The sequence below is a fragment of the Dawidia cretensis genome, assembly GCF_018598175.1.
GTDB classification, from domain to species: domain Bacteria; phylum Bacteroidota; class Bacteroidia; order Cytophagales; family Cyclobacteriaceae; genus Ohtaekwangia; species Ohtaekwangia cretensis.
Map to the genome: position 1 here is coordinate 14,823 of NZ_JAHESE010000002.1, position 18,005 is coordinate 32,827.

Below are 18,005 nucleotides of genomic sequence, written 5' to 3' on the forward strand. Positions count from 1 at the left end.
AGATGTCACTGGCACAGTTAAATAGCAAAATTACAACTTGATCATCACTCGATTAATAATTTGTTATTGTTTTTTGCTTTCATTCAATAGCTTGTTAACTTAGTTCCATGAGCCCATCTTATACGCCATTGTGTTGGCGGTGAGATGGGCTTTTTTATTGACCTAGTGCATCTGATTATGATAATGAAAGAAGTTTTCGGCAATCACAGGGCAACACTTCGGAGTTACGCCCGGCATAACCCTGAATGGATTTATACGCTGGTGTTTTTTGCTCTCGTAATACTCGTTTATATTCAGACGTTTCATGTTGGTGAAAACATAAGTGACAAACAATTTGTCAAAGAATACTTTCAGAAGGCTTTGCCTCGGGAGCAGATTACCCTATTAAATAAGTTTTCTAAGGATGAAGAATTTGATCTTGATCGTGGATGGTTGATTAAGGGGATTCATGTAAATCCGCAAGTTTCGACAGGTACCACAGCAGAATTCTCGTTTCTTAATATAGGACGTTCATTTGGAGTCCTGGAGGGTGATTCTGCATTGTACTTAGAAAACTCTAATCGCGATTGGGAGAGAGTGATTTTACCAGTTAAGAAGACCGTTCGTTCAAATGGAGTGAAAGGATTTTCTGCTTCTTTCGATATGAATTTTTCTCATGAAATTTTGTATGACAGATCTTCAATGGTTTTATTTCACAACGAGGACCAATTGGCTTATTGTAGGGATGGTGAGAAGAAGTTTACTATTAGTCACTTTAGTAGGAATCATCTCGATAAATTATCCGAATATGATCGATTTATTCAGTTTTGTTATCTGGGGCCAGCATATATTGCAGGTATTGGGACTGATTCGGTCTACTTCATCCCCACAGATGCAGCTCTTGCAGCGGAGATTCTTCACGTAGCTAGACCTATCGGAGGGCATTGGATGCCTAGTCAGGATGGAATTATTTTTAATAGTGAAAGTACTTTGCGACCTTTCCTCTATTGGTTGCATCCCAGCGGAGAGTACAGCACGTTGGCCACAGATAATGTACTATTAGAATTGACAAAAGGACATGAGTTTAGTTGGACAGTAAGAGATGATATTGTAGTTATCGAGGTTTCCATGCAGGCAAAAGTTGGGATTATCGATCTTCGCGAGGAAAAGCCCTTGCTACGTATCTTTCAATATCGATCGTCTCAGTTTGATAGAGCACCTTTCCCATATCGTGGGCAGCATCGAGTTTTTTTAATTGGAGAAACATCTGGCAAACAAATTGGTGTGGCACGACTGGCGCTTCGGGAGCAAAAAGATAGTATTGATGTATTGCCATTTCCGGAAGTTTCGGGAACTCATCAATTTTTGCAAATAAATGACGATGGCCTCACATTGGGATACGGATCAGACGATCCAGGTCTTCATAATTTTGATTTATATGTATTGAAAAATGTTAGCAACAAGATTGAAACACTAGCGACAGAATCGTTACTTGATTCTGCATTAGTCAATGAGTTATCGTCTTTTAGAATTGAAATACCAGAATATTCGCCTGAATTTTCTTTTATAGCTACAAATTCCCGTACAATTCCAGTAGGTTTTGGTGTTTTCTTGAGTAGAGATCGATCGGATGTAACAATCAATAGGATAACTGATAATCGAGCGCAAATACCGAGATCGCTAAGCTGGCCGAATTATGAATTCTATAAAGTAGATTCCACTGTCGATTACTTCTTTATTGTTATTATAATAATTGGGGTGATTATTATTTATTTTTTTGGTCTGTTTTATATCCTTAACTATAAAAACAGAAATAGACCTGAAGAAGAATTTAAGGCACCTGTAGAAGCGGAGATAGCCTCGTTAAAAGAGAAAGTTCAATACGCAAAACGAACTATGCAAAGTTTAAAGCTACGTTCTGAAATCATGTTGTGGTTGGGTATTGTAGTTGGTGTGTTGGGGATATTTGCATTTATCCTTTCTCTAAAGATGTTTTTTAAGGACACAAGTAATCTGGAGTTTAACGCCGGATTGTTGATTTTGCTATTGAGAACATTTGCTGTTTTTGGATTTATGGAAGTATTTTGTTTTTATTTTTTAAAACAATACCGAATCACATTCAATGAATATAAGCGATTCTTTTCATTATATCTTCGATTAATGAATTATTATCAGTATATGGAGATGGTTAGGGTATTCCCCAATGGTGCGGTTTATAAAGAGATGCAAGAAGCTATTTTGAAGGACACGTTTTCACTGCATGACGAGACGATGACGGAGAAAATAAATGAATTTGAAAAAACGGTCGTGAATGATATTGTAAAAACGCTTTCGACAAAGATACCTAACCCATAGTGACGTGAACATAATAATCCGCTCGGTAGTTTTGTTTAGTAATAGTGTAAGAATTTCACTATTCAGTTTGCTGTCGTTCGCCTATTCTTCATGTGTGGTGATGCCCAAAAGTAGTCTTGATAAATTGCTGGGAGCAAATAAGATTGCTCCGGTAGCCACACTGCCAATGCCGAACGATGACACCCGTAATTTTGTCCAACAGGTTAAGGTAGAGATAAATCGCACACTGTTGGCGAAATCTCCTGAGATGACTTGTAGTCTAGATTTTTTGCTTCCGTTACTGGCAAAGCATATGAGCGCTTTGTCAGAATTGAAGGTTCACGATGCGCGCCTGAATCTCATAAAAAATGATCTCGTAAATGCGTATAGAGAATACGATGATAACCGTTCTCGTGGAAAAGTTGCGGTGTTGACAGAGCAAGAAATGCTATTTAGACTGGACGCGTACTTAAATCATATGATTTTTTCATATCGAGAGCCAATTTCCTTTTGGGGCCGGTGATATTTCCATCAACTACAAGCTCGCGAATTAACGCATCGTACCGCCGCCATGGCGCATAGCACAAAAACCTTCACGGTCATTGGACTTGAAGGTTTTTGTTTTATGCTTGCTTGTAACTATTATAAGACTACCGTTATGCGTAGAAAAGTCGCTGGGATATATGTGGCACCGTTGATGCCGTTTTTGTTTTGACTGTTAAAGAGGGTTTCCAGTTCGCGTTGTAGCTCGGCTGCCTTGCCATTTTTTTCAGCAGCCTCAAAAGCGTTCATGGTAGGGCCATAATACTGTCGGAACAGATCCAGAAATTGAGCCGGGGGGAAGGGAGCAATAAACGTATACGTGTCGCGGATGAATGTTATTTTTTCTTTGGGCACACCGGCACTGCCGAAGCGCTCGATCACCTGGTCTTCGACTCCCCACAGCATGGGACTTACAAATCCTTCGGGGGGCGGCGGCGTATACGCGGAGCTGATCTTTAGTATTTGGGCGACGAGCGTAGGGTCTCCCGGAATCCAGTTGCCCATCACAATGCGGCCGCCGGGACGTGTAACCCGTACCATTTCTTTGGCTACGTCGTGCGGCCTGGGTGCGAACATCGCGCCAAAGATGCTTACGGTGAGGTCGAATGAATGATCCTGTAAGCCTTCCAGATTGGACGCATCGCCTTCCTGAAAAGAGCAATTGGTGAGGCCTGCTTCCTTGGCCCGGGTGTTAGCAGCCTGCACCAGGTTACTGGCAATATCGACGCCCAGCACGGTAGCGCCCAATTTTGCGGCGGGGATGGCGGTCGTGCCGTCGCCGCATCCCAGGTCAAGCACACGAAGGCCCGGCGTAATGCCTAGCTTGCCGACAAGCTCGGAGCCACTTTCGCGCATATTTGCGGCGAGACGGGTAAAGTCTCCTTTTTCCCAGAGTTGTTTGTTTGGATTCATGGCGGGGGTGATGGGGTTTTGTTTTTTAAAGTGAATAGATTTCAGAGACAATCAAAAGGGTTTTTTCCCCTATGTCGGCAATTCGGAGCTGTAAGACTGGCGAAACTCATGGCAAATGCCAGTAGTAACCGGAAGACAACAACCCGGATCCATCCGTTTAGCCTTATTATTCAGGTATAGTATACGTTTTATTCGATTAACGATACGTCCGTTACAAACGCCGTAAATTTCCCAATTCGTCACGAGTATATCCCCGGTTGTGAACAATCTACCCACACGTTGTATACGACTATCCACAATTTTGTGTGCATAAGTCCTACAACGGCCATTTCATGGCCAATCAATAGCGAGGATATCCTACTGATAACATAATTTTAAACCATTTATACACCACTCATAATCACGATCTATATATGTCCGGGTCATTTGATGGTCCGGATGAAATTTTTAAAAGTATATATCTTCAATTGATAGTCTTTTGACTGACACTCCCTATATTGTACGCAGAAACAGTTGTACCCTCGCGACCGTTTTGTAAACCAGTCGTTTTGCTAACCAATATTTACCTATGGCATTTTTAGAAGAACTTAAAATTACCGGTAGCCTCGGCAACCTCAGCTTTTATAAAATGCGCGGCGTGGACAAGATCGTCGTGCGGAGGAAGGGCGGCGCACCCAAGGAATATGTCAAAAAATCGCCTACTTTTAAAGTGCCGCGACTCTATATGCGTGAGTTCGGTGGTTGCTCGAAGATGGGCAAAGAAGTGCGGTTTATGATGCACCCTGTGCGAACGCTATCCGACTATAATTTTAGTGGCTTTATTAATAAGGCGCTAAAGATCGTACAAAAGCAGGACGGCACCGGCGAGCTGGGGCAACGTTCTATTGCGTTATCGAAGTATCCAGGCTTGCTCGCCGGTTTTCAGCTGAATAAAGCGACCACATTTGACTCTGTTCTTCGCACGCCACTCACGTATACGTTGGATCGTAACACACTTTCAGCGCGTGTAAATATACCAGCCCTGTTGCGTGATATCAATTTTCATCCCAATAATAGACATGCCCGGTTCTGCATCGACGTCAGCCTGGGTATTGTGCCGGACTTTATGTTCGATCCCAAGGAAGGCGCATATAAGCCATCCGCCTGGTATACGACTATGTTTGCGCCACAAAGTGTATCCTCACCATGGTATCCGGCTTTGAAGGGATCGCCGGCTACCTCTCTGGAGATAACACTCACCGACCAGGTGCCCGCGGACGAATCGTATAGCCTGATGCTGACGGTCGGCGTGCGGTATGGCTCGCCGATGGAAGATGATGTGGTGAAAGATGTGAAACGCGCGGGCGTTGCCAAGGTAATTGCCGTAGCGGGGCGTCCGGAGGGTGAAGAACCGGGAGACAAAAAGCCGGTTGCCGTACGAGCGGCAGAAGTGATCCAGCACGAAGAACAAAAATCATCGGTAGTATCCGTACAATCCGCTGCAGCCTGTACGTTTGGCTGGCGCTCCACGGCGTCTGGTCATACTATTGAAACACCTCGGCGATCTGAGGATTTGTCGGAAACCGAAACAGCGACGCAAACAGAAGCAAATGCCTCTACCGGAGCGTCGGAAAAGTCTGCAATAATTGCCGTGTCGTTGGTGCCTGAGCGAAATGATGGCGAAGCCATCGCGATTAGCCGGGAAGGCTTTTTTACCTCGTCGTGATTCGATAGGGCTGCCGCAACTCTATTACTATAGGGAATAGTCGTGTGTGGTAAGTTGGTATAATTTTTATGACCGGGTAGTGAATTTTAGGGAAAAGATGGGCCATTCACAAGTATATATCCTCTGCGGTTTATTGTGGTAGAAAACGTTTGCATTTCTCATTAAAAATGTTGTACATTCATTTTAATTCGAAATCAAAACCCCTTCGGCGTATGGGAACAGTAAGAAATATTCTTTGTACAAAAGGACATGAAGTCTTTTCTGTGGAGCCTGCCGTTACCGTGTATGATGCGATTGAATTGATGTCGCAAAAGAACATTGGCGGGTTGATCATTACCGATCATCGTAGTGAAAGATTGCTGGGCATTTTTACCGAACGTGATTATGCCCGGAGACTGATACTGAAAGGCAAGTCTTCTAAAGACACCGAGATAGGAGAGATTATGACTGAAAATCCTACCACCGTCTGTCCCGACGACAGTATAGAAGATTGCATGAAGCTGATGACCAACCGCCGTATCCGGCACCTGCCGGTGATAGAAGGCGGAAGACTTACAGGAATGATCTCGATTGGTGACGTTGTGCGGTTTATCATGAACGAGCAGCGCGGCATCATCGAGGACCTGGAACAGTACATTACGGGTCACCACCAGTAACCTACCTTCGGTAGGCGGGCCTGCCTACAGCAGGGCCTGTTTGCCGACGGCAGAGCGTAACGGTTGCAGGCATTTTGCACGAGATAAATGCCTGGTTTGTAGTTGTGAACTAAATTTTGATGTCATGGTACGCTAAATTATCCAACCCTTGGATACAGCAGAACATAGTGCTCCGCTCTGGCCGCTATTTCTATATGGCCTGATTGTGTTAAGCCTCGTTGGCGCGATGCTGGGCTTGTCGTACGTGCTGGGCCAGCGTCATAAAGAACGTGCCACCGACGATCCCTACGAAGGTGGCATTCTGAGCGCGGGTTCTGCGCGCATACGCTTCTCCTCCCAATTCTACCTGGTGGCCATGCTCTTCGTCATCTTCGATGTGGAGACCATCTTTATTTTCTCCTGGGCTATTGCCTTTCGTGAGCTGGGGTGGTACGGCTATGCCGGCGTCATGGTGTTCCTGATCCTGCTGTTGGTGGTGCTCATCTATGAATGGCGTGCGGGTGCCCTCGACTTCGGCCCCGATGGAAAAAAAATACTGAAGGCTTACAAACGATTAACCGGACAGAAAGTATGAACTGGTGGCTTACACAACCCAACGGATCGACAGACGCCCTCAAAGGCAACAGCTCCATGGAAGAGGCTGTACGCCAAAGTGTGATGCTCACCTCTGTGCAGGGCCTGCTGGCCTGGGGGCGGCGCAATTCGATGTGGCCTTTTCACTTTGGTCTGTCGTGCTGTTTTGTAGAAATGGCGACGAGCATGACACCGAAATATGACGTGGCGCGTTTCGGCGCCGAGGTGATCCGCGGTACGCCGCGGGAGGCCGATGTCATGATCATTGCCGGCACCGTGTTCATCAAAATGGCGCCGGTCATTAAACGCCTGTATGAGCAGATGATGGAGCCGCGGTGGGTGATCTCCATGGGCTCGTGCGCAAATTCCGGCGGTATGTATGATATATATAGTGTCGTGCAGGGCGTTGATAAGTTTATGCCGGTAGATGTATATGTGCCCGGGTGTCCGCCGCGGCCCGATGCCTTTATGGAGGGGCTCATGCTCCTCGCCGCGAGTGTAGGGCAGGAGCAACGACCCCTTAGTTGGGTGATTGGAGAGCAAGGTGTGATCCGGCCCGAGAAGATCTCGATGAAAGAACAAAAACAGGAGCAACGCAAGCAAATGGTAAGCTTCCGTTCGCCCAATGAAATATGATCCGGAGTGTTGCTCTGGATTCATGCAAACTGTCCGGTAGACGAGACCGGTGATGAAAGCGATCTGTAACTAAAACAAGTCACGATGACCGACTGATTTTGAAACTACATCTGCCCCGGGGCACCAGTTGTGCGCCGCAGTGTAATGAAAACAACACCCCAAACAACGGAGCTTTTAAAGCTAAAATTCGGTGAGTCAACCATCACCGAGCAGTCCACCCGCGATGGCATGACCACCGTGTGGCTGCCGTTGGACAGATTGCGGGAGGTGTTAGCGTACCTCAAGGCCGGTATCGAGCATCCCTATCCGCTTCTGTTCGACATCACTGCCATCGACGAGCGAACCCGACAGCGGAACCCGCTTCAGAATCACCACCCCACCAGCGACTTCACCCTTGTATATCATCTTCTCTCTTTCGATCGAAATGCATTTCTCCGACTGAAAGTCGCCCTGAACGGAGAATTTCCCACAGTACCCAGCATCACAAAATTATGGTCGAATGCCAACTGGTATGAGCGCGAAGTGTTCGACATGTTTGGCATCCGTTTCGATGGCCATCCGTTCCTGCGGCGCCTGCTCATGCCGGAAACGTGGCAGGGCAATCCGCTACGGAAAGAACATCCGGCGCGGGCCACCGAGATGGGGCCGTTCCGATTGTTCGACGAGAAGCAGGACCGCGAGCAAGCCGCCCTGCAATTCAAGCCGGAGGAGTGGGGCCTGCTGACGCAACACGATGATGCGGACTTTATGTTCCTGAACATCGGTCCGCAGCACCCGGGAACCCATGGCGTGCTCCGCATCATTCTACAGCTCGACGGAGAAGATATCGTGGATGCCGTACCGGATATCGGGTTTCATCACCGGGGTGCGGAGAAGATGGCCGAGCGGCAATCGTGGCATACCTATATTCCTTATACCGACCGCATCGATTACCTCGGTGGCGTAAACAACAACCTGGCGTACCTGCTGTCGGTGGAAAAGCTGGCGGGCATTGAAGTGCCCGAACGTGCCCAGGTGATCCGCGTCATGATGTGCGAGCTTTTCCGCATCGCCAGTCACCTGGTGTGGTATGGAACCTTTGCGCAGGATCTCGGGCAGCTCTCGCCCGTCTTTTATATGTTCAGTGACCGCGAGAAGATCTTCGATATCGTAGAGGCCGTTTGCGGCGGCCGCATGCATCCCAATTGGTTTCGCATTGGCGGCGTAGCCCAGGATCTTCCCAACGGATGGGAGACGCTGGTCAGGAGCTTCGTCGACTACTTTCCGAAGCGCCTGCGCGAATATGACGCGATGGTCATGCGCAACAGCATCTTCAAAGCCAGGACGGTAGGCATCGGCATTTTTACAAAAGAAGAAGCAATCGAATGGGGTGTTACCGGTCCGGGTCTTCGGGCGTGTGGTATGGATTGGGACTTCCGCAAAAAGCAACCCTATTCAGGGTATGATAAATTTGACTTCGAGATACCGGTAGCGCATAACGGCGATTGTTATGATCGCGCCGTGGTGCGCGTGGAAGAGATGCGTCAAAGCTTGCGCATCATCGAGCAGTGCCTGAAGCATATGCCGGAAGGAAGGTATAAAGCCGACCATCCGCTGACCACACCGCCGGTGAAGCAGCGTACGATGAAAGATATCGAAACGCTGATCACGCACTTTCTGGGGGTGAGCTGGGGGCCGGTGATACCGGCGGGCGAAGCCATGAGCTGCATTGAAGCAACGAAAGGCGCGAACAGCTACTATGCGATCAGCGATGGCAACACGTCGCCCTATCGGCTGCGCGTGCGAACCCCCTCTTTCCCGCACATGCAAATGATACCTTATATCAGTAAAGGATATACGGTGGCCGATCTGCTGAGCATTCTGGGCGCCATGGACTATGTATTGGCTGACATCGACCGGTAATACAAAAGATAAACACTATAACGACAACGCTATGTTATCCGGGGAAGAGATCATCGAAATTGAAAAAGCGATACACGTGGTGCCGTACCGTCAGGCGGCCTGTATCGAAGCGCTCAAGATCGTGCAGACCAGACGACGGTGGATCTCCGACGACTCGCTGAAAGACATTGCTACTTTCCTGGAGATGTCGCCCGCGGAGCTCGACTCGGTTGCGACTTTCTATAACCTCATTTTCCGGAAGCCGGTCGGAAGACACGTGATCCTCGTGTGCGATAGCATTACCTGCTGGGTGATGGGCTATGATAAGCTGCACGAATATCTCCAGGCAAAATTGGGCATCCGCCACGGTGAGACAACGCGAGACGATCGCTTTACCATGCTGCCCAATCCGTGCCTGGGCACCTGCGACTGTGCCCCGGCGCTTATGATCGATCGCGATCTATACCGCAACGTGACCCCTGAACAACTGGACGAAATACTGGAACGTTATGCTTGAAAAACCTCTAACCTCCCACATCCGCGCGGACGGCGTGCCGCTTACCCTTCGTGAATACGAATTGCAGGGTGGATACCAGTCTGTGCGAAAAGCATTGCTGAACATGACACCGCAAGCCGTACAAGCCGAAGTCAAAACATCGAATCTACGGGGGCGGGGAGGAGCCGGTTTTAGTACCGGGCTGAAGTGGAGCTTTGTGCCGCTGGACGCTCCCAAGCCAAAATACCTGATCGCCAATGCGGATGAAATGGAGCCCGGCACATTCAAGGACAGGCTATTGCTCGAGAGCGCCCCGCATCAGCTTATCGAAGGCATGATTGTATCGGCCTACGCATTGCAGGCCGACACGGGCTTTGTATTTCTGCGGTGGGCCTATCACACCGCGGCGAAGGCCATTAACACGGCCATAGCAGAAGCCTATCAGGCCGGCTACCTCGGGCAAAATATACTTGGCACGGGCTTCAACCTGGAGATGCACCTGCATACCGGCGCGGGCCGGTATATGTGTGGTGAGGAGACGGCCTTGCTCAATTCGCTGGAAGGCAAGCGTGCCACGCCCCGGGCCAAGCCGCCATTTCCGCAGGTTAGTGGATTGTTTGGCCGGCCTACGATCGTTAACAACGTGGAAACATTATGCTGCATTCCACACATCATTACGCACGGTGCGGAGTGGTTTCAGAAATTAAGCCTGACGGCCGACGCGGGTACCAAAATCTATGGCGTCAGCGGGAAAGTGCGGAAGCCGGGACTGTGGGAGCTGCCCATGGGCACAACGTTGCGCGAGCTGATCGAAGAGCACGCCGGCGGCATGCAGGACGGCCTGTCCTTCCGGGGGGCACTGCCGGGTGGCGCATCGACCGATTTCCTGGTGCGCGACCACCTGGATGTGCGAATGGATTATCCTTCGGTGGCGGCCGCCGGCAGCCGCCTGGGCACGGGTACGGTGATCGTGCTCGACGACAAAACGTCGGTGGTGGGCTTTGTCAGGAACCTCATTCATTTCTTCGCGCAGGAGTCATGTGGTTTTTGCACGCCGTGTCGCGAAGGACTGCCCTGGATCGAAAAGATTCTGCAGGCCATGCAAAGCGGCGACGGGCGAAAAGACGATATACCCATGCTCGAGCTGCATACCCGCTTGCTCGGTCCCGGTAATACGTTCTGTGCGCTGGCACCCGGTGCGATGGAACCCCTGCAAAGTGCGCTCAAATATTTTCGGGAAGATTTCGAAGCCTATATCCGGGAGCACGCCTCCCTGGAACCTATAACAGTATAATCGTGGGAACAAAAGAGAAAGAACGATGGCAACTATACTAATCGATGGCAAAACATATGAAATTCCCACGGGTAAGAACCTGCTGGAGACTTGTCTTACGCTCGGGTTTGATCTTCCTTACTTCTGCTGGCATCCGGCCCTTGGTTCGGTCGGTGCCTGTCGCCAGTGTGCGGTGAAGGTTTATAAGGATGAGAACGACACGCGCGGACGGCTGGTCATGTCGTGCATGGAAGCCGTAACACAGAACCAGCGGATCAGCGTGAGCGATCCGGAAGCCCGGGCTTTTCGCGAGCAGGTCATCGAGTGGCTGATGACCAATCACCCGCACGACTGCGCCGTATGCGATGAAGGCGGCTCCTGCCACCTGCAGGATATGACCGTGATGACCGGGCACGACTACCGCCGGTTCCGCTTTAAAAAGCGAACGTACCGCAACCAGTACCTGGGGCCGTTCATCAACCATGAGATGAATCGCTGCATTCAGTGCTACCGTTGCGTGCGGTTCTATAAGGACTATGCCGGGGGCGACGACCTCGATGTATATGCTTCGAAGAACAACGTGTATTTCGGCCGGGAGGAAGACGGTATACTCGAGAGCGAGTTCAGCGGAAACCTTGCCGAAGTATGCCCGACGGGCGTGTTTACCGATAAGACATTGAAAGAACACTATACGCGCAAGTGGGATCTGACCATGTCTCCCTCGATTTGCCAGCATTGCAGCGTAGGCTGCAATACGATTGCGGGCGAACGGTATGGAACCCTACGCATGATTGCCAACCGCTTTCATGGCAAAGTGAACGGCTATTTTCTGTGTGACCGTGGCCGGTTTGGTTATGAGTTTGTCAACGCCGACACGCGTATACGCCAGGCGTCGGCAGGGGAATCGGTTGTTTCGCAGGAACAGCTTTTCCACCATCTGATACCGGCGCTGAAGCAAGCGAAGATGATTGGCATCGGGTCGCCGCGCGCGTCTCTTCAATCAAACTTTGCGTTAAAGGCACTGGTTGGCGGAGATAATTTTTATCACGGCGTTTCGGACAACGAGCACGACCTGGCCGAGCTCGCCATCCGCATTTTGCGCGAAGGCTCTGTACGTACACCGTCCACCCGGGAAGTGGAGCAAGCCGATGCGGTGCTCATTCTTGGCGAAGATATTACCAACACCGCGCCTATCCTGGCACTCGCCGTGCGCCAGGCTGTCCGGCAACAACCGGGTAAGGCAGCCGACGCCGTCAACATTCCCGGCTGGCATGATGCCGCCCGTCGCGAGCTCGCGCAACAGGACAAGGGGCCACTCTTTGTTACCAGTGTTCATACCACCAAGCTCGACGAGGTTGCGCGGGATGTATACCATGCCGCGCCGGACGATATCGCGCGGTTGGGATTTGCCATCGCGCATCGCCTGGACCCCACGGTGCCGGATGCGACCGACTTACCGGAAGCTGTAGCGCTGCTGGCCGACCGGATCGCACAGGCACTGTCGGCCGCCGCGCGACCGGTGATCATCTCGGGCGCCTGCTGCGAGTCGGGGTGTGTCATGAAGGCGGCTGCCAACGTGGCCTGGGCGCTTCAAAAGAAGAACCCGGCGACGGGCCTTGTGCTGACCATGCTGGAGTGCAACTCGCTGGGGCTTGCCATGATGGGCGGCCACCGGCTTCACGCTGCTTTCAATGCGGTGATAAACGGCCATGCCGATACGGTGATCGTCATGGAGAACGATCTATACCGGCATGGAAAGGCAGAAGAGGTCGATGCGTTCCTGAGCAAGTGCCGCCGGGTGATCGTGCTCGACCATCTGCTGCATAAGACTGTATCAAAAGCCAATGTCATTATACCGGCCGGCACTTTTGCCGAGTCGGACGGCACGCTCGTCAACAACGAGGGACGTGCGCAACGTTTTTTCCAGGCCTACGAGCCCACCGACATCATTCGCGAAAGCTGGCGCTGGCTACTAACCCTCGGCCAGCGGATTGAAAACAACCGAATGGCTACCTGGCGGAATTTTGAAGATGTTACGTTGGCGATGGATCGCGATGAGCCGCTGCTCCAAGGTGTGGTGGCGGCCTCACCGCCATCGCAGTTCCGCATTGCCGGGCAGCGCATCGCGCGGGAGACGCATCGCTATAGCGGGCGGACGTCCCAGCAAGCCAATATCAACGTCAGCGAGTCCAAGCCGCCGGAAGATTCCGACTCGCCGTTGTCGTATACCATGGAAGGATTTCACGGCCAGCCGCCGTCATCGCTCATACCGTACTTCTGGGCACCGGGCTGGAACTCGGTGCAGTCGGTCAACAAATACCAGTCAGAAGTAGGCGGCTCGTTGCGGGACGACGATCCCGGCGTGCGCCTGCTCGAACCGAAGACCGAAGGAACCCATGCGTACTTTGTCGGCGTGCCGGAACGGTTTCGCCCGCTCGAGGATCACCTCTGGGTGGTATCGCTGCACCACATCTTCGGGTCGGAAGAGCTGAGCGCACACGCCCCGTCTGTTGCACAGCGCATACCGCAGTCTTACGTGTTGCTGCATCCGACGGATGCCGCGGCGCTGGCGGTGGAAGCCGGCGGCCTGCTGGCCTTCACGATCGACTCTCAATCGTATCGCCTGCCGGTAAAGCTCAGCGAGGCTTTGCCCGTCGGTATCGCCGGCATGCCGTATGGCATCGAGGGCGTGCCGTATGCCGATCTGCCGGAGTGGGCGATTGTGCAGCGCCCCAACCAACGTCAAAACCTGAACGATCACAGCTATGCAAAACGACACGCTTAATCATATACTCATTACGGTCGGGGTACTGGCGGGGCTGCTGATTGTCGCCCCGGGCCTGATCTGGCTTGAACGGCGGCTGCTGGCGCTCTGGCAAGACCGCTACGGCCCCAACCGGGCGGGGCCCTTCGGCGTAATGGTGGTGCTGGCGGACACCCTGAAGCTGTTTTTCAAGGAGGACTGGATACCACCCTTCGCCGATAAGAAGGTGTTTGTGATCGCCCCCGCCATTGTGGTCATCACGGTGCTGCTGAGCTTTGTGGTGATTCCCTTTGCGCCGGGCGTGATCGTGGCCGACCTGAATATAGGGCTGCTGTTCTTTCTTGCCATGTCGTCGATGGGCGCCTATAGTATTATCCTCGGCGGCTGGGCCTCCAATAACAAGTACGCCCTGCTGGGTGCGATGCGGGGCGCCGCGCAACTGATCTCGTACGAAGTGTTTATGGGGCTGTCGCTCATGGGCGTGGTCCTCATGAGCGGTTCTTTTAGTCTGCATAAGATCGTCGAAGCGCAGCAGGGCATGTGGTTTGTCGTGCCGCAGTTCCTCGGCTTTGTGATTTTCCTCATTGCCGGCATTGCCGAGACACACCGTCTTCCTTTTGATATTCCGGAGGCGGAGAGTGAGCTGGTCGCCGGATTCCATTCGGAATATTCGGGGATGAAGTTCGGGATGTTCTTCGTGGGCGAATACCTGGGTGTCATGCTGATCTCGTGCATGGTCACATGCCTGTTCTTCGGCGGTTGGCTGGGACCGGGGTTTCTGCCGCCGGTGGTGTGGTTTATCATCAAAATGTTTGCCTTCATCTTCCTGTTCATCCTGTTGCGCGCTTCGCTGCCCCGGCCGCGATACGATCAATTGATGGAGTTTGGCTGGAAGATTCTGTTACCCCTCACGTTGGTGAACCTGATGGTCACCGCCACGTGGCTCTTGTATCATGAACAAAATAGCGTCGGTCACTAAAACTATATAGCGATGTTCAGTATCATTCGAACGATGTGGCTCACCTTCCTGCACATGTTCCGGAAGCGCGTCACCATTCAATACCCAGAGGAAAAAGCCAAGCTCCCGCCCCGGTGGCGCGGACGGATTGTGTTAACCCGCGACCCCGACATGGGCGAACGTTGCGTGGGGTGCTACCTCTGCGCCGCGGCGTGCCCGGTAGACTGCATTGCGCTGCAAGCCACCGAAGACGAAAACGGCCGGCGTTATCCCGAATTCTTCCGGATAAATTTCTCGCGTTGCATCTTCTGCGGCTTTTGCGAAGAGGCTTGCCCCACGTATGCCATTCAGCTGATTCCCGATTTCGAGATGGCAGAGTACAACCGGCAGAACCTGGTGTACGAAAAGAAAGACCTGCTTATCGACAGCCAGGGCAAATACCCGGGGTATAACTACTACAACATCGCCGGCCTTGCCATTGGTGGGAAAGACAAAGGCCAGGCCGAGAACGAAGAAGCGCCGGTCGATATCCGAAGTCTTGTGCCGTAAACAGAACGATATGCAAGCCACCTTTTATATAGCTTCTGCCGTAGCGGTTCTCGCCACCATCATGGTAATCACACGCTATAACATGATCCACGCGCTGTTATACCTGGTCATATCCTTTCTCGCCGTGGCCATTGTGTTCTTTATACTCGGGGCGCCCTTTGTGGCGGCGCTGGAGGTGATCATCTATGCAGGGGCCATTGTCGTGCTGATCATCTTTGCCATTATGATGCTCAACCTGAAGGAGGAAGCGGTGGAGCAGGAGCGGATTTGGTTTTCCGGCAATACCTGGATCGGTCCGGGGGTGCTGTCGGTCATCCTGCTGGGGGAGCTGATCTATATACTTGTTTCTTCGGCGTCGCCGGAGGTGTCGAGCCGTGTGATCGATGCAAAGGACGTGGGACTTTCGCTGTACGGCCCGTACATCATCGGCGTGGAGCTCAGCGGATTATTGCTCATGTCGGGCATTGTCGGCGCGTACCACCTGGGGCGCCAGAAAAAGAAAGTGATACATCGGTTTCTTGAACAAACAGACGAATGGAAACAGTAGCGGTCGAATATGGACTTGTGCTCGCGGGAACGCTGTTCGCGCTGGGGCTCGTCAGCGTGCTGGTGCGGCGCAACATCATCTTTATGCTCATCTCGGTGGAGATCATGCTGAATGCCGCCGGGTTGGCGTTTATCGTGGCAGGCGCGCGGTGGGGGCAAGCCGATGGACAGGTCATGTTCATCTTCATCGTCACCATGGCCGCGGCCGAAGTATCAGTTGGGCTTGCGCTGATCTTACAGATCTACCACCAGCTCAAGACACTCGACAGCGACGCCGCGGATAAAATGAAAGGTTAAAACGTTTAGCGTATGACACATTTTCTTTGGCTTATTCCGACCTTACCTTTTCTGGGAGCATTGATCTTGGTGCTGATGGGTTCATCGTTATCCCGCCGCACCGCGGCGATCATTGGATGCAGCACCATCGGGCTCGCGGCCCTCATCACCCTATTGATAGGATACGAGTTCCTGGCGGCGCACACCGAGGCCTACCGTCATGTTGCGTGGAACTGGTTTGCCGTGTCCGGTCTGTCGGTCGGATTCTCGTTTCACCTCGACGCCCTGTCGCTGGTATTTCTTTTTGTTATCACCTTTGTTGGCTTTTTTATACACCTGTATTCCGTCGCGTTTATGCACGACGATACAGGCTTCACGCGGTTCTTTGCATATCTTAACTTGTTCGTCTGCGCCATGCTCATCCTGGTGCTGGCCGATAACCTGGTGCTGCTATACCTCGGCTGGGAAGGCGTGGGCCTCTGCAGCTACCTGCTGATCGGGTTCTGGTACGACGAGGAGAAGAATGGCTATGCCGCCCGGAAGGCGTTTATCATGACCCGTGTGGGAGACACCGCGCTGGCGATCGGCCTGTTCATGTTGTTTGGCGTTTTTCATACCCTCGATATACAGGAGATCCTGACACAGGCGCCGCGGCTGTGGTCGCCCGGCACGCAGACGGCTACCATTATTGCTTTTCTGTTGCTGGGCGGTGCCGTTGGAAAATCAGCCCAGTTGCCGTTGCAAAGCTGGCTGCCCGACGCCATGGCCGGGCCCTCGCCGGTGAGCGCGCTGATCCACGCCGCCACCATGGTGACAGCGGGTGTTTATCTGATCGCGCGGATGCATGGTATCTATGAGCTCGCACCCCTCGCGCAGCTGTGGGTGGGTATCATCGGGGCCGTTACGTTGCTCATGGCCGGATGCAGCGCGCTGACGCAGAACGATCTGAAACGTGTGCTGGCGTATTCCACGATCAGTCAGATCGGGTATATGTTCCTGGCGCTCGGCATCGGGGCGTGGTCGGCCGCGGTCTTTCATTTTATGATCCATGCTTTCTTCAAAGCCCTGCTTTTCCTGGGCGCGGGCACCGTGATCTGGGCGCTGCATCATGAGCACGATATGTTTAAGATGGGTGGACTGCGAAAGCGGATGCCCGTCGTGTACTGGACCTTTTTGATCGGCGCCGGTTCACTCGCGGCCATCCCGCTTGTTACAGCCGGCTTTTATAGCAAAGATCAGATCCTCTGGCTCGCCTGGGCGAGCGCTAAGGGCAGTCCCTTGTTTTTCATCGCGGCGCTGACAGGTGCATTCATAACGTCGGTATATACCTTCCGGATGGTGTTTGTTACTTTCTTCGGCGTCGAGAAGACACACACCGCCCATCTGCCCGGAAAACTCATGCACGTGGCGCTGATTGTGCTGGCGGTGCTGTCGCTGGTCGGGGGTTTTATCGAGTTGCCGCATACCTTCGGTCATGTCACGCTGCTATCCGATTTGCTACACCCGGTCTTGCCTTCGACGGTATTGCGTGCCGGGGCCGAAAGCTCGGAAGTACTGATTCAGCTCATCGCCGCCACGGTAGCCCTGAGCGGTGTCCTCCTGGCGTATATATTCTATATTGTCAAACCCTCGCTGGCGGACGAGATCGAAAGCTCCTGCTTCGAGGTGCACCGGTTGTGGTATGCCGGCTGGCGGTTCGATGCTTTGTATGACCTGGTGATCGTGCGACCTTTTGTTTGGGTGTCGACGATAAACAAACGCGACATTATAGACCAGTTTTACACCGGGCTTGTTTCGGCAACCGAGTACTTCGGCCAGACATTCTCCCGTACGCAGACGGGGGTGCTGCGATGGTATATCATGGGCATTACGGCCGGTGCCGTGATCATTCTCACGTTAAGTCTTTTCATAAACCGGTAATGCG

The 18,005-nt window shown here is 52.1% G+C and carries 16 protein-coding genes; 15 read left to right on the forward strand and 1 reads right to left on the reverse strand.

Translation table 11 applies throughout. From position 1 onward, the window contains the following. The first annotated feature begins 177 nt into the window (after positions 1-177). Together KK062_RS03730 and KK062_RS03735 are read left to right on the forward strand one after the other, a co-directional pair. Positions 178-2,334, forward strand: a complete 2,157-nt coding sequence (locus KK062_RS03730) for a hypothetical protein (protein WP_254082907.1) — start codon at positions 178-180, stop codon at positions 2,332-2,334. Positions 2,335-2,338: 4 nt separating this feature from the next. Then, positions 2,339-2,836 carry a hypothetical protein gene (locus tag KK062_RS03735; RefSeq protein ID WP_254082908.1) on the forward strand — a complete coding sequence of 166 codons (498 nt, stop codon included), beginning with the start codon at positions 2,339-2,341 and terminating at the stop codon, positions 2,834-2,836. Positions 2,837-2,955: 119 nt separating this feature from the next. Here KK062_RS03735 and KK062_RS03740 read toward each other — a convergent pair whose 3' ends face one another. Next, on the reverse strand, positions 2,956-3,768 hold the full coding sequence (locus KK062_RS03740; RefSeq protein ID WP_254082909.1) for a class I SAM-dependent methyltransferase: 813 nt from the start codon (positions 3,766-3,768) through the stop codon (positions 2,956-2,958). Positions 3,769-4,336: 568 nt separating this feature from the next. On the opposite strand from KK062_RS03740, the gene KK062_RS03745 reads away from it, so the two are divergent. The 13 genes from KK062_RS03745 (at position 4,337) to nuoL (ending at position 18,001) form a co-directional block, all read left to right on the forward strand. Beyond that, positions 4,337-5,473 (forward strand): hypothetical protein, encoded by a 1,137-nt coding sequence (locus KK062_RS03745; protein WP_254082910.1) that lies wholly within the window; start codon positions 4,337-4,339, stop codon positions 5,471-5,473. A gap of 212 nt (positions 5,474-5,685) precedes the next feature. After that, the gene (locus tag KK062_RS03750) at positions 5,686-6,129 is read left to right on the forward strand and encodes a CBS domain-containing protein (protein WP_254082911.1); all 444 of its coding nucleotides are present in this window, start codon (positions 5,686-5,688) and stop codon (positions 6,127-6,129) included. 148 nt (positions 6,130-6,277) lie between these two features. Beyond that, positions 6,278-6,703, forward strand: coding sequence for an NADH-quinone oxidoreductase subunit A (locus tag KK062_RS03755; protein ID WP_254082912.1), 426 nt, complete (start codon positions 6,278-6,280; stop codon positions 6,701-6,703). Beyond that, complete coding sequence (locus tag KK062_RS03760) at positions 6,700-7,338, forward strand: NADH-quinone oxidoreductase subunit B (protein WP_254082913.1); 639 nt, start codon at positions 6,700-6,702, stop codon at positions 7,336-7,338. The genes KK062_RS03755 and KK062_RS03760 overlap by 4 nt, the downstream gene beginning before the upstream one ends. A gap of 144 nt (positions 7,339-7,482) precedes the next feature. Beyond that, entirely contained in the window at positions 7,483-9,240 is a 1,758-nt protein-coding gene (nuoC, locus tag KK062_RS03765) for an NADH-quinone oxidoreductase subunit C/D (RefSeq protein WP_254082914.1), read from the forward strand. Positions 9,241-9,271: 31 nt separating this feature from the next. Next, positions 9,272-9,736, forward strand: coding sequence for an NADH-quinone oxidoreductase subunit NuoE (nuoE, locus tag KK062_RS03770; RefSeq protein WP_254082915.1), 465 nt, complete (start codon positions 9,272-9,274; stop codon positions 9,734-9,736). Further along, a complete protein-coding gene (gene nuoF, locus KK062_RS03775; RefSeq protein WP_254082916.1) occupies positions 9,729-11,009 on the forward strand; it encodes an NADH-quinone oxidoreductase subunit NuoF in 1,281 nt (426 codons plus the stop codon). The genes nuoE and nuoF overlap by 8 nt, the downstream gene beginning before the upstream one ends. A gap of 25 nt (positions 11,010-11,034) precedes the next feature. Next, positions 11,035-13,773, forward strand: coding sequence for an NADH-quinone oxidoreductase subunit NuoG (gene nuoG, locus KK062_RS03780; RefSeq protein WP_254082917.1), 2,739 nt, complete (start codon positions 11,035-11,037; stop codon positions 13,771-13,773). Then, positions 13,754-14,731 carry an NADH-quinone oxidoreductase subunit NuoH gene (gene nuoH / locus KK062_RS03785; RefSeq protein WP_254082918.1) on the forward strand — a complete coding sequence of 326 codons (978 nt, stop codon included), beginning with the start codon at positions 13,754-13,756 and terminating at the stop codon, positions 14,729-14,731. The genes nuoG and nuoH overlap by 20 nt, the downstream gene beginning before the upstream one ends. A 12-nt stretch (positions 14,732-14,743) precedes the next feature. Continuing rightward, positions 14,744-15,259: an NADH-quinone oxidoreductase subunit NuoI gene (gene nuoI, locus KK062_RS03790; protein WP_254082919.1), complete on the forward strand. Its 516-nt coding sequence runs from the start codon at positions 14,744-14,746 to the stop codon at positions 15,257-15,259. Positions 15,260-15,269: 10 nt separating this feature from the next. Beyond that, on the forward strand, positions 15,270-15,806 hold the full coding sequence (gene nuoJ, locus KK062_RS03795; RefSeq protein WP_254082920.1) for an NADH-quinone oxidoreductase subunit J: 537 nt from the start codon (positions 15,270-15,272) through the stop codon (positions 15,804-15,806). Further along, complete coding sequence (gene nuoK, locus KK062_RS03800; protein ID WP_254082921.1) at positions 15,794-16,102, forward strand: NADH-quinone oxidoreductase subunit NuoK; 309 nt, start codon at positions 15,794-15,796, stop codon at positions 16,100-16,102. Before nuoJ ends, nuoK begins: the two co-directional genes overlap by 13 nt. A 12-nt stretch (positions 16,103-16,114) precedes the next feature. Further along, entirely contained in the window at positions 16,115-18,001 is a 1,887-nt protein-coding gene (gene nuoL, locus KK062_RS03805; RefSeq protein WP_254082922.1) for an NADH-quinone oxidoreductase subunit L, read from the forward strand. The last annotated feature ends 4 nt before the right edge of the window (positions 18,002-18,005 follow it).

What these genes read in the sequence shown, in the direction of transcription:
- KK062_RS03730 (WP_254082907.1), top strand. Translation starts at nt 178, where the DNA reads ATGATAATGAAAGAAGTTTTCGGCAATCACAGGGCAACACTTCGGAGT.
- KK062_RS03740 (WP_254082909.1), bottom strand. Translation starts at nt 3,768, where the DNA reads ATGAATCCAAACAAACAACTCTGGGAAAAAGGAGACTTTACCCGTCTC.
- KK062_RS03745 (WP_254082910.1), top strand. Translation starts at nt 4,337, where the DNA reads ATGGCATTTTTAGAAGAACTTAAAATTACCGGTAGCCTCGGCAACCTC.
- KK062_RS03750 (WP_254082911.1), top strand. Translation starts at nt 5,686, where the DNA reads ATGGGAACAGTAAGAAATATTCTTTGTACAAAAGGACATGAAGTCTTT.
- KK062_RS03760 (WP_254082913.1), top strand. Translation starts at nt 6,700, where the DNA reads ATGAACTGGTGGCTTACACAACCCAACGGATCGACAGACGCCCTCAAA.
- nuoC (WP_254082914.1), top strand. Translation starts at nt 7,483, where the DNA reads ATGAAAACAACACCCCAAACAACGGAGCTTTTAAAGCTAAAATTCGGT.
- nuoE (WP_254082915.1), top strand. Translation starts at nt 9,272, where the DNA reads ATGTTATCCGGGGAAGAGATCATCGAAATTGAAAAAGCGATACACGTG.
- nuoF (WP_254082916.1), top strand. Translation starts at nt 9,729, where the DNA reads ATGCTTGAAAAACCTCTAACCTCCCACATCCGCGCGGACGGCGTGCCG.
- nuoG (WP_254082917.1), top strand. Translation starts at nt 11,035, where the DNA reads ATGGCAACTATACTAATCGATGGCAAAACATATGAAATTCCCACGGGT.
- nuoH (WP_254082918.1), top strand. Translation starts at nt 13,754, where the DNA reads ATGCAAAACGACACGCTTAATCATATACTCATTACGGTCGGGGTACTG.
- nuoI (WP_254082919.1), top strand. Translation starts at nt 14,744, where the DNA reads ATGTTCAGTATCATTCGAACGATGTGGCTCACCTTCCTGCACATGTTC.
- nuoJ (WP_254082920.1), top strand. Translation starts at nt 15,270, where the DNA reads ATGCAAGCCACCTTTTATATAGCTTCTGCCGTAGCGGTTCTCGCCACC.
- nuoK (WP_254082921.1), top strand. Translation starts at nt 15,794, where the DNA reads ATGGAAACAGTAGCGGTCGAATATGGACTTGTGCTCGCGGGAACGCTG.
- nuoL (WP_254082922.1), top strand. Translation starts at nt 16,115, where the DNA reads ATGACACATTTTCTTTGGCTTATTCCGACCTTACCTTTTCTGGGAGCA.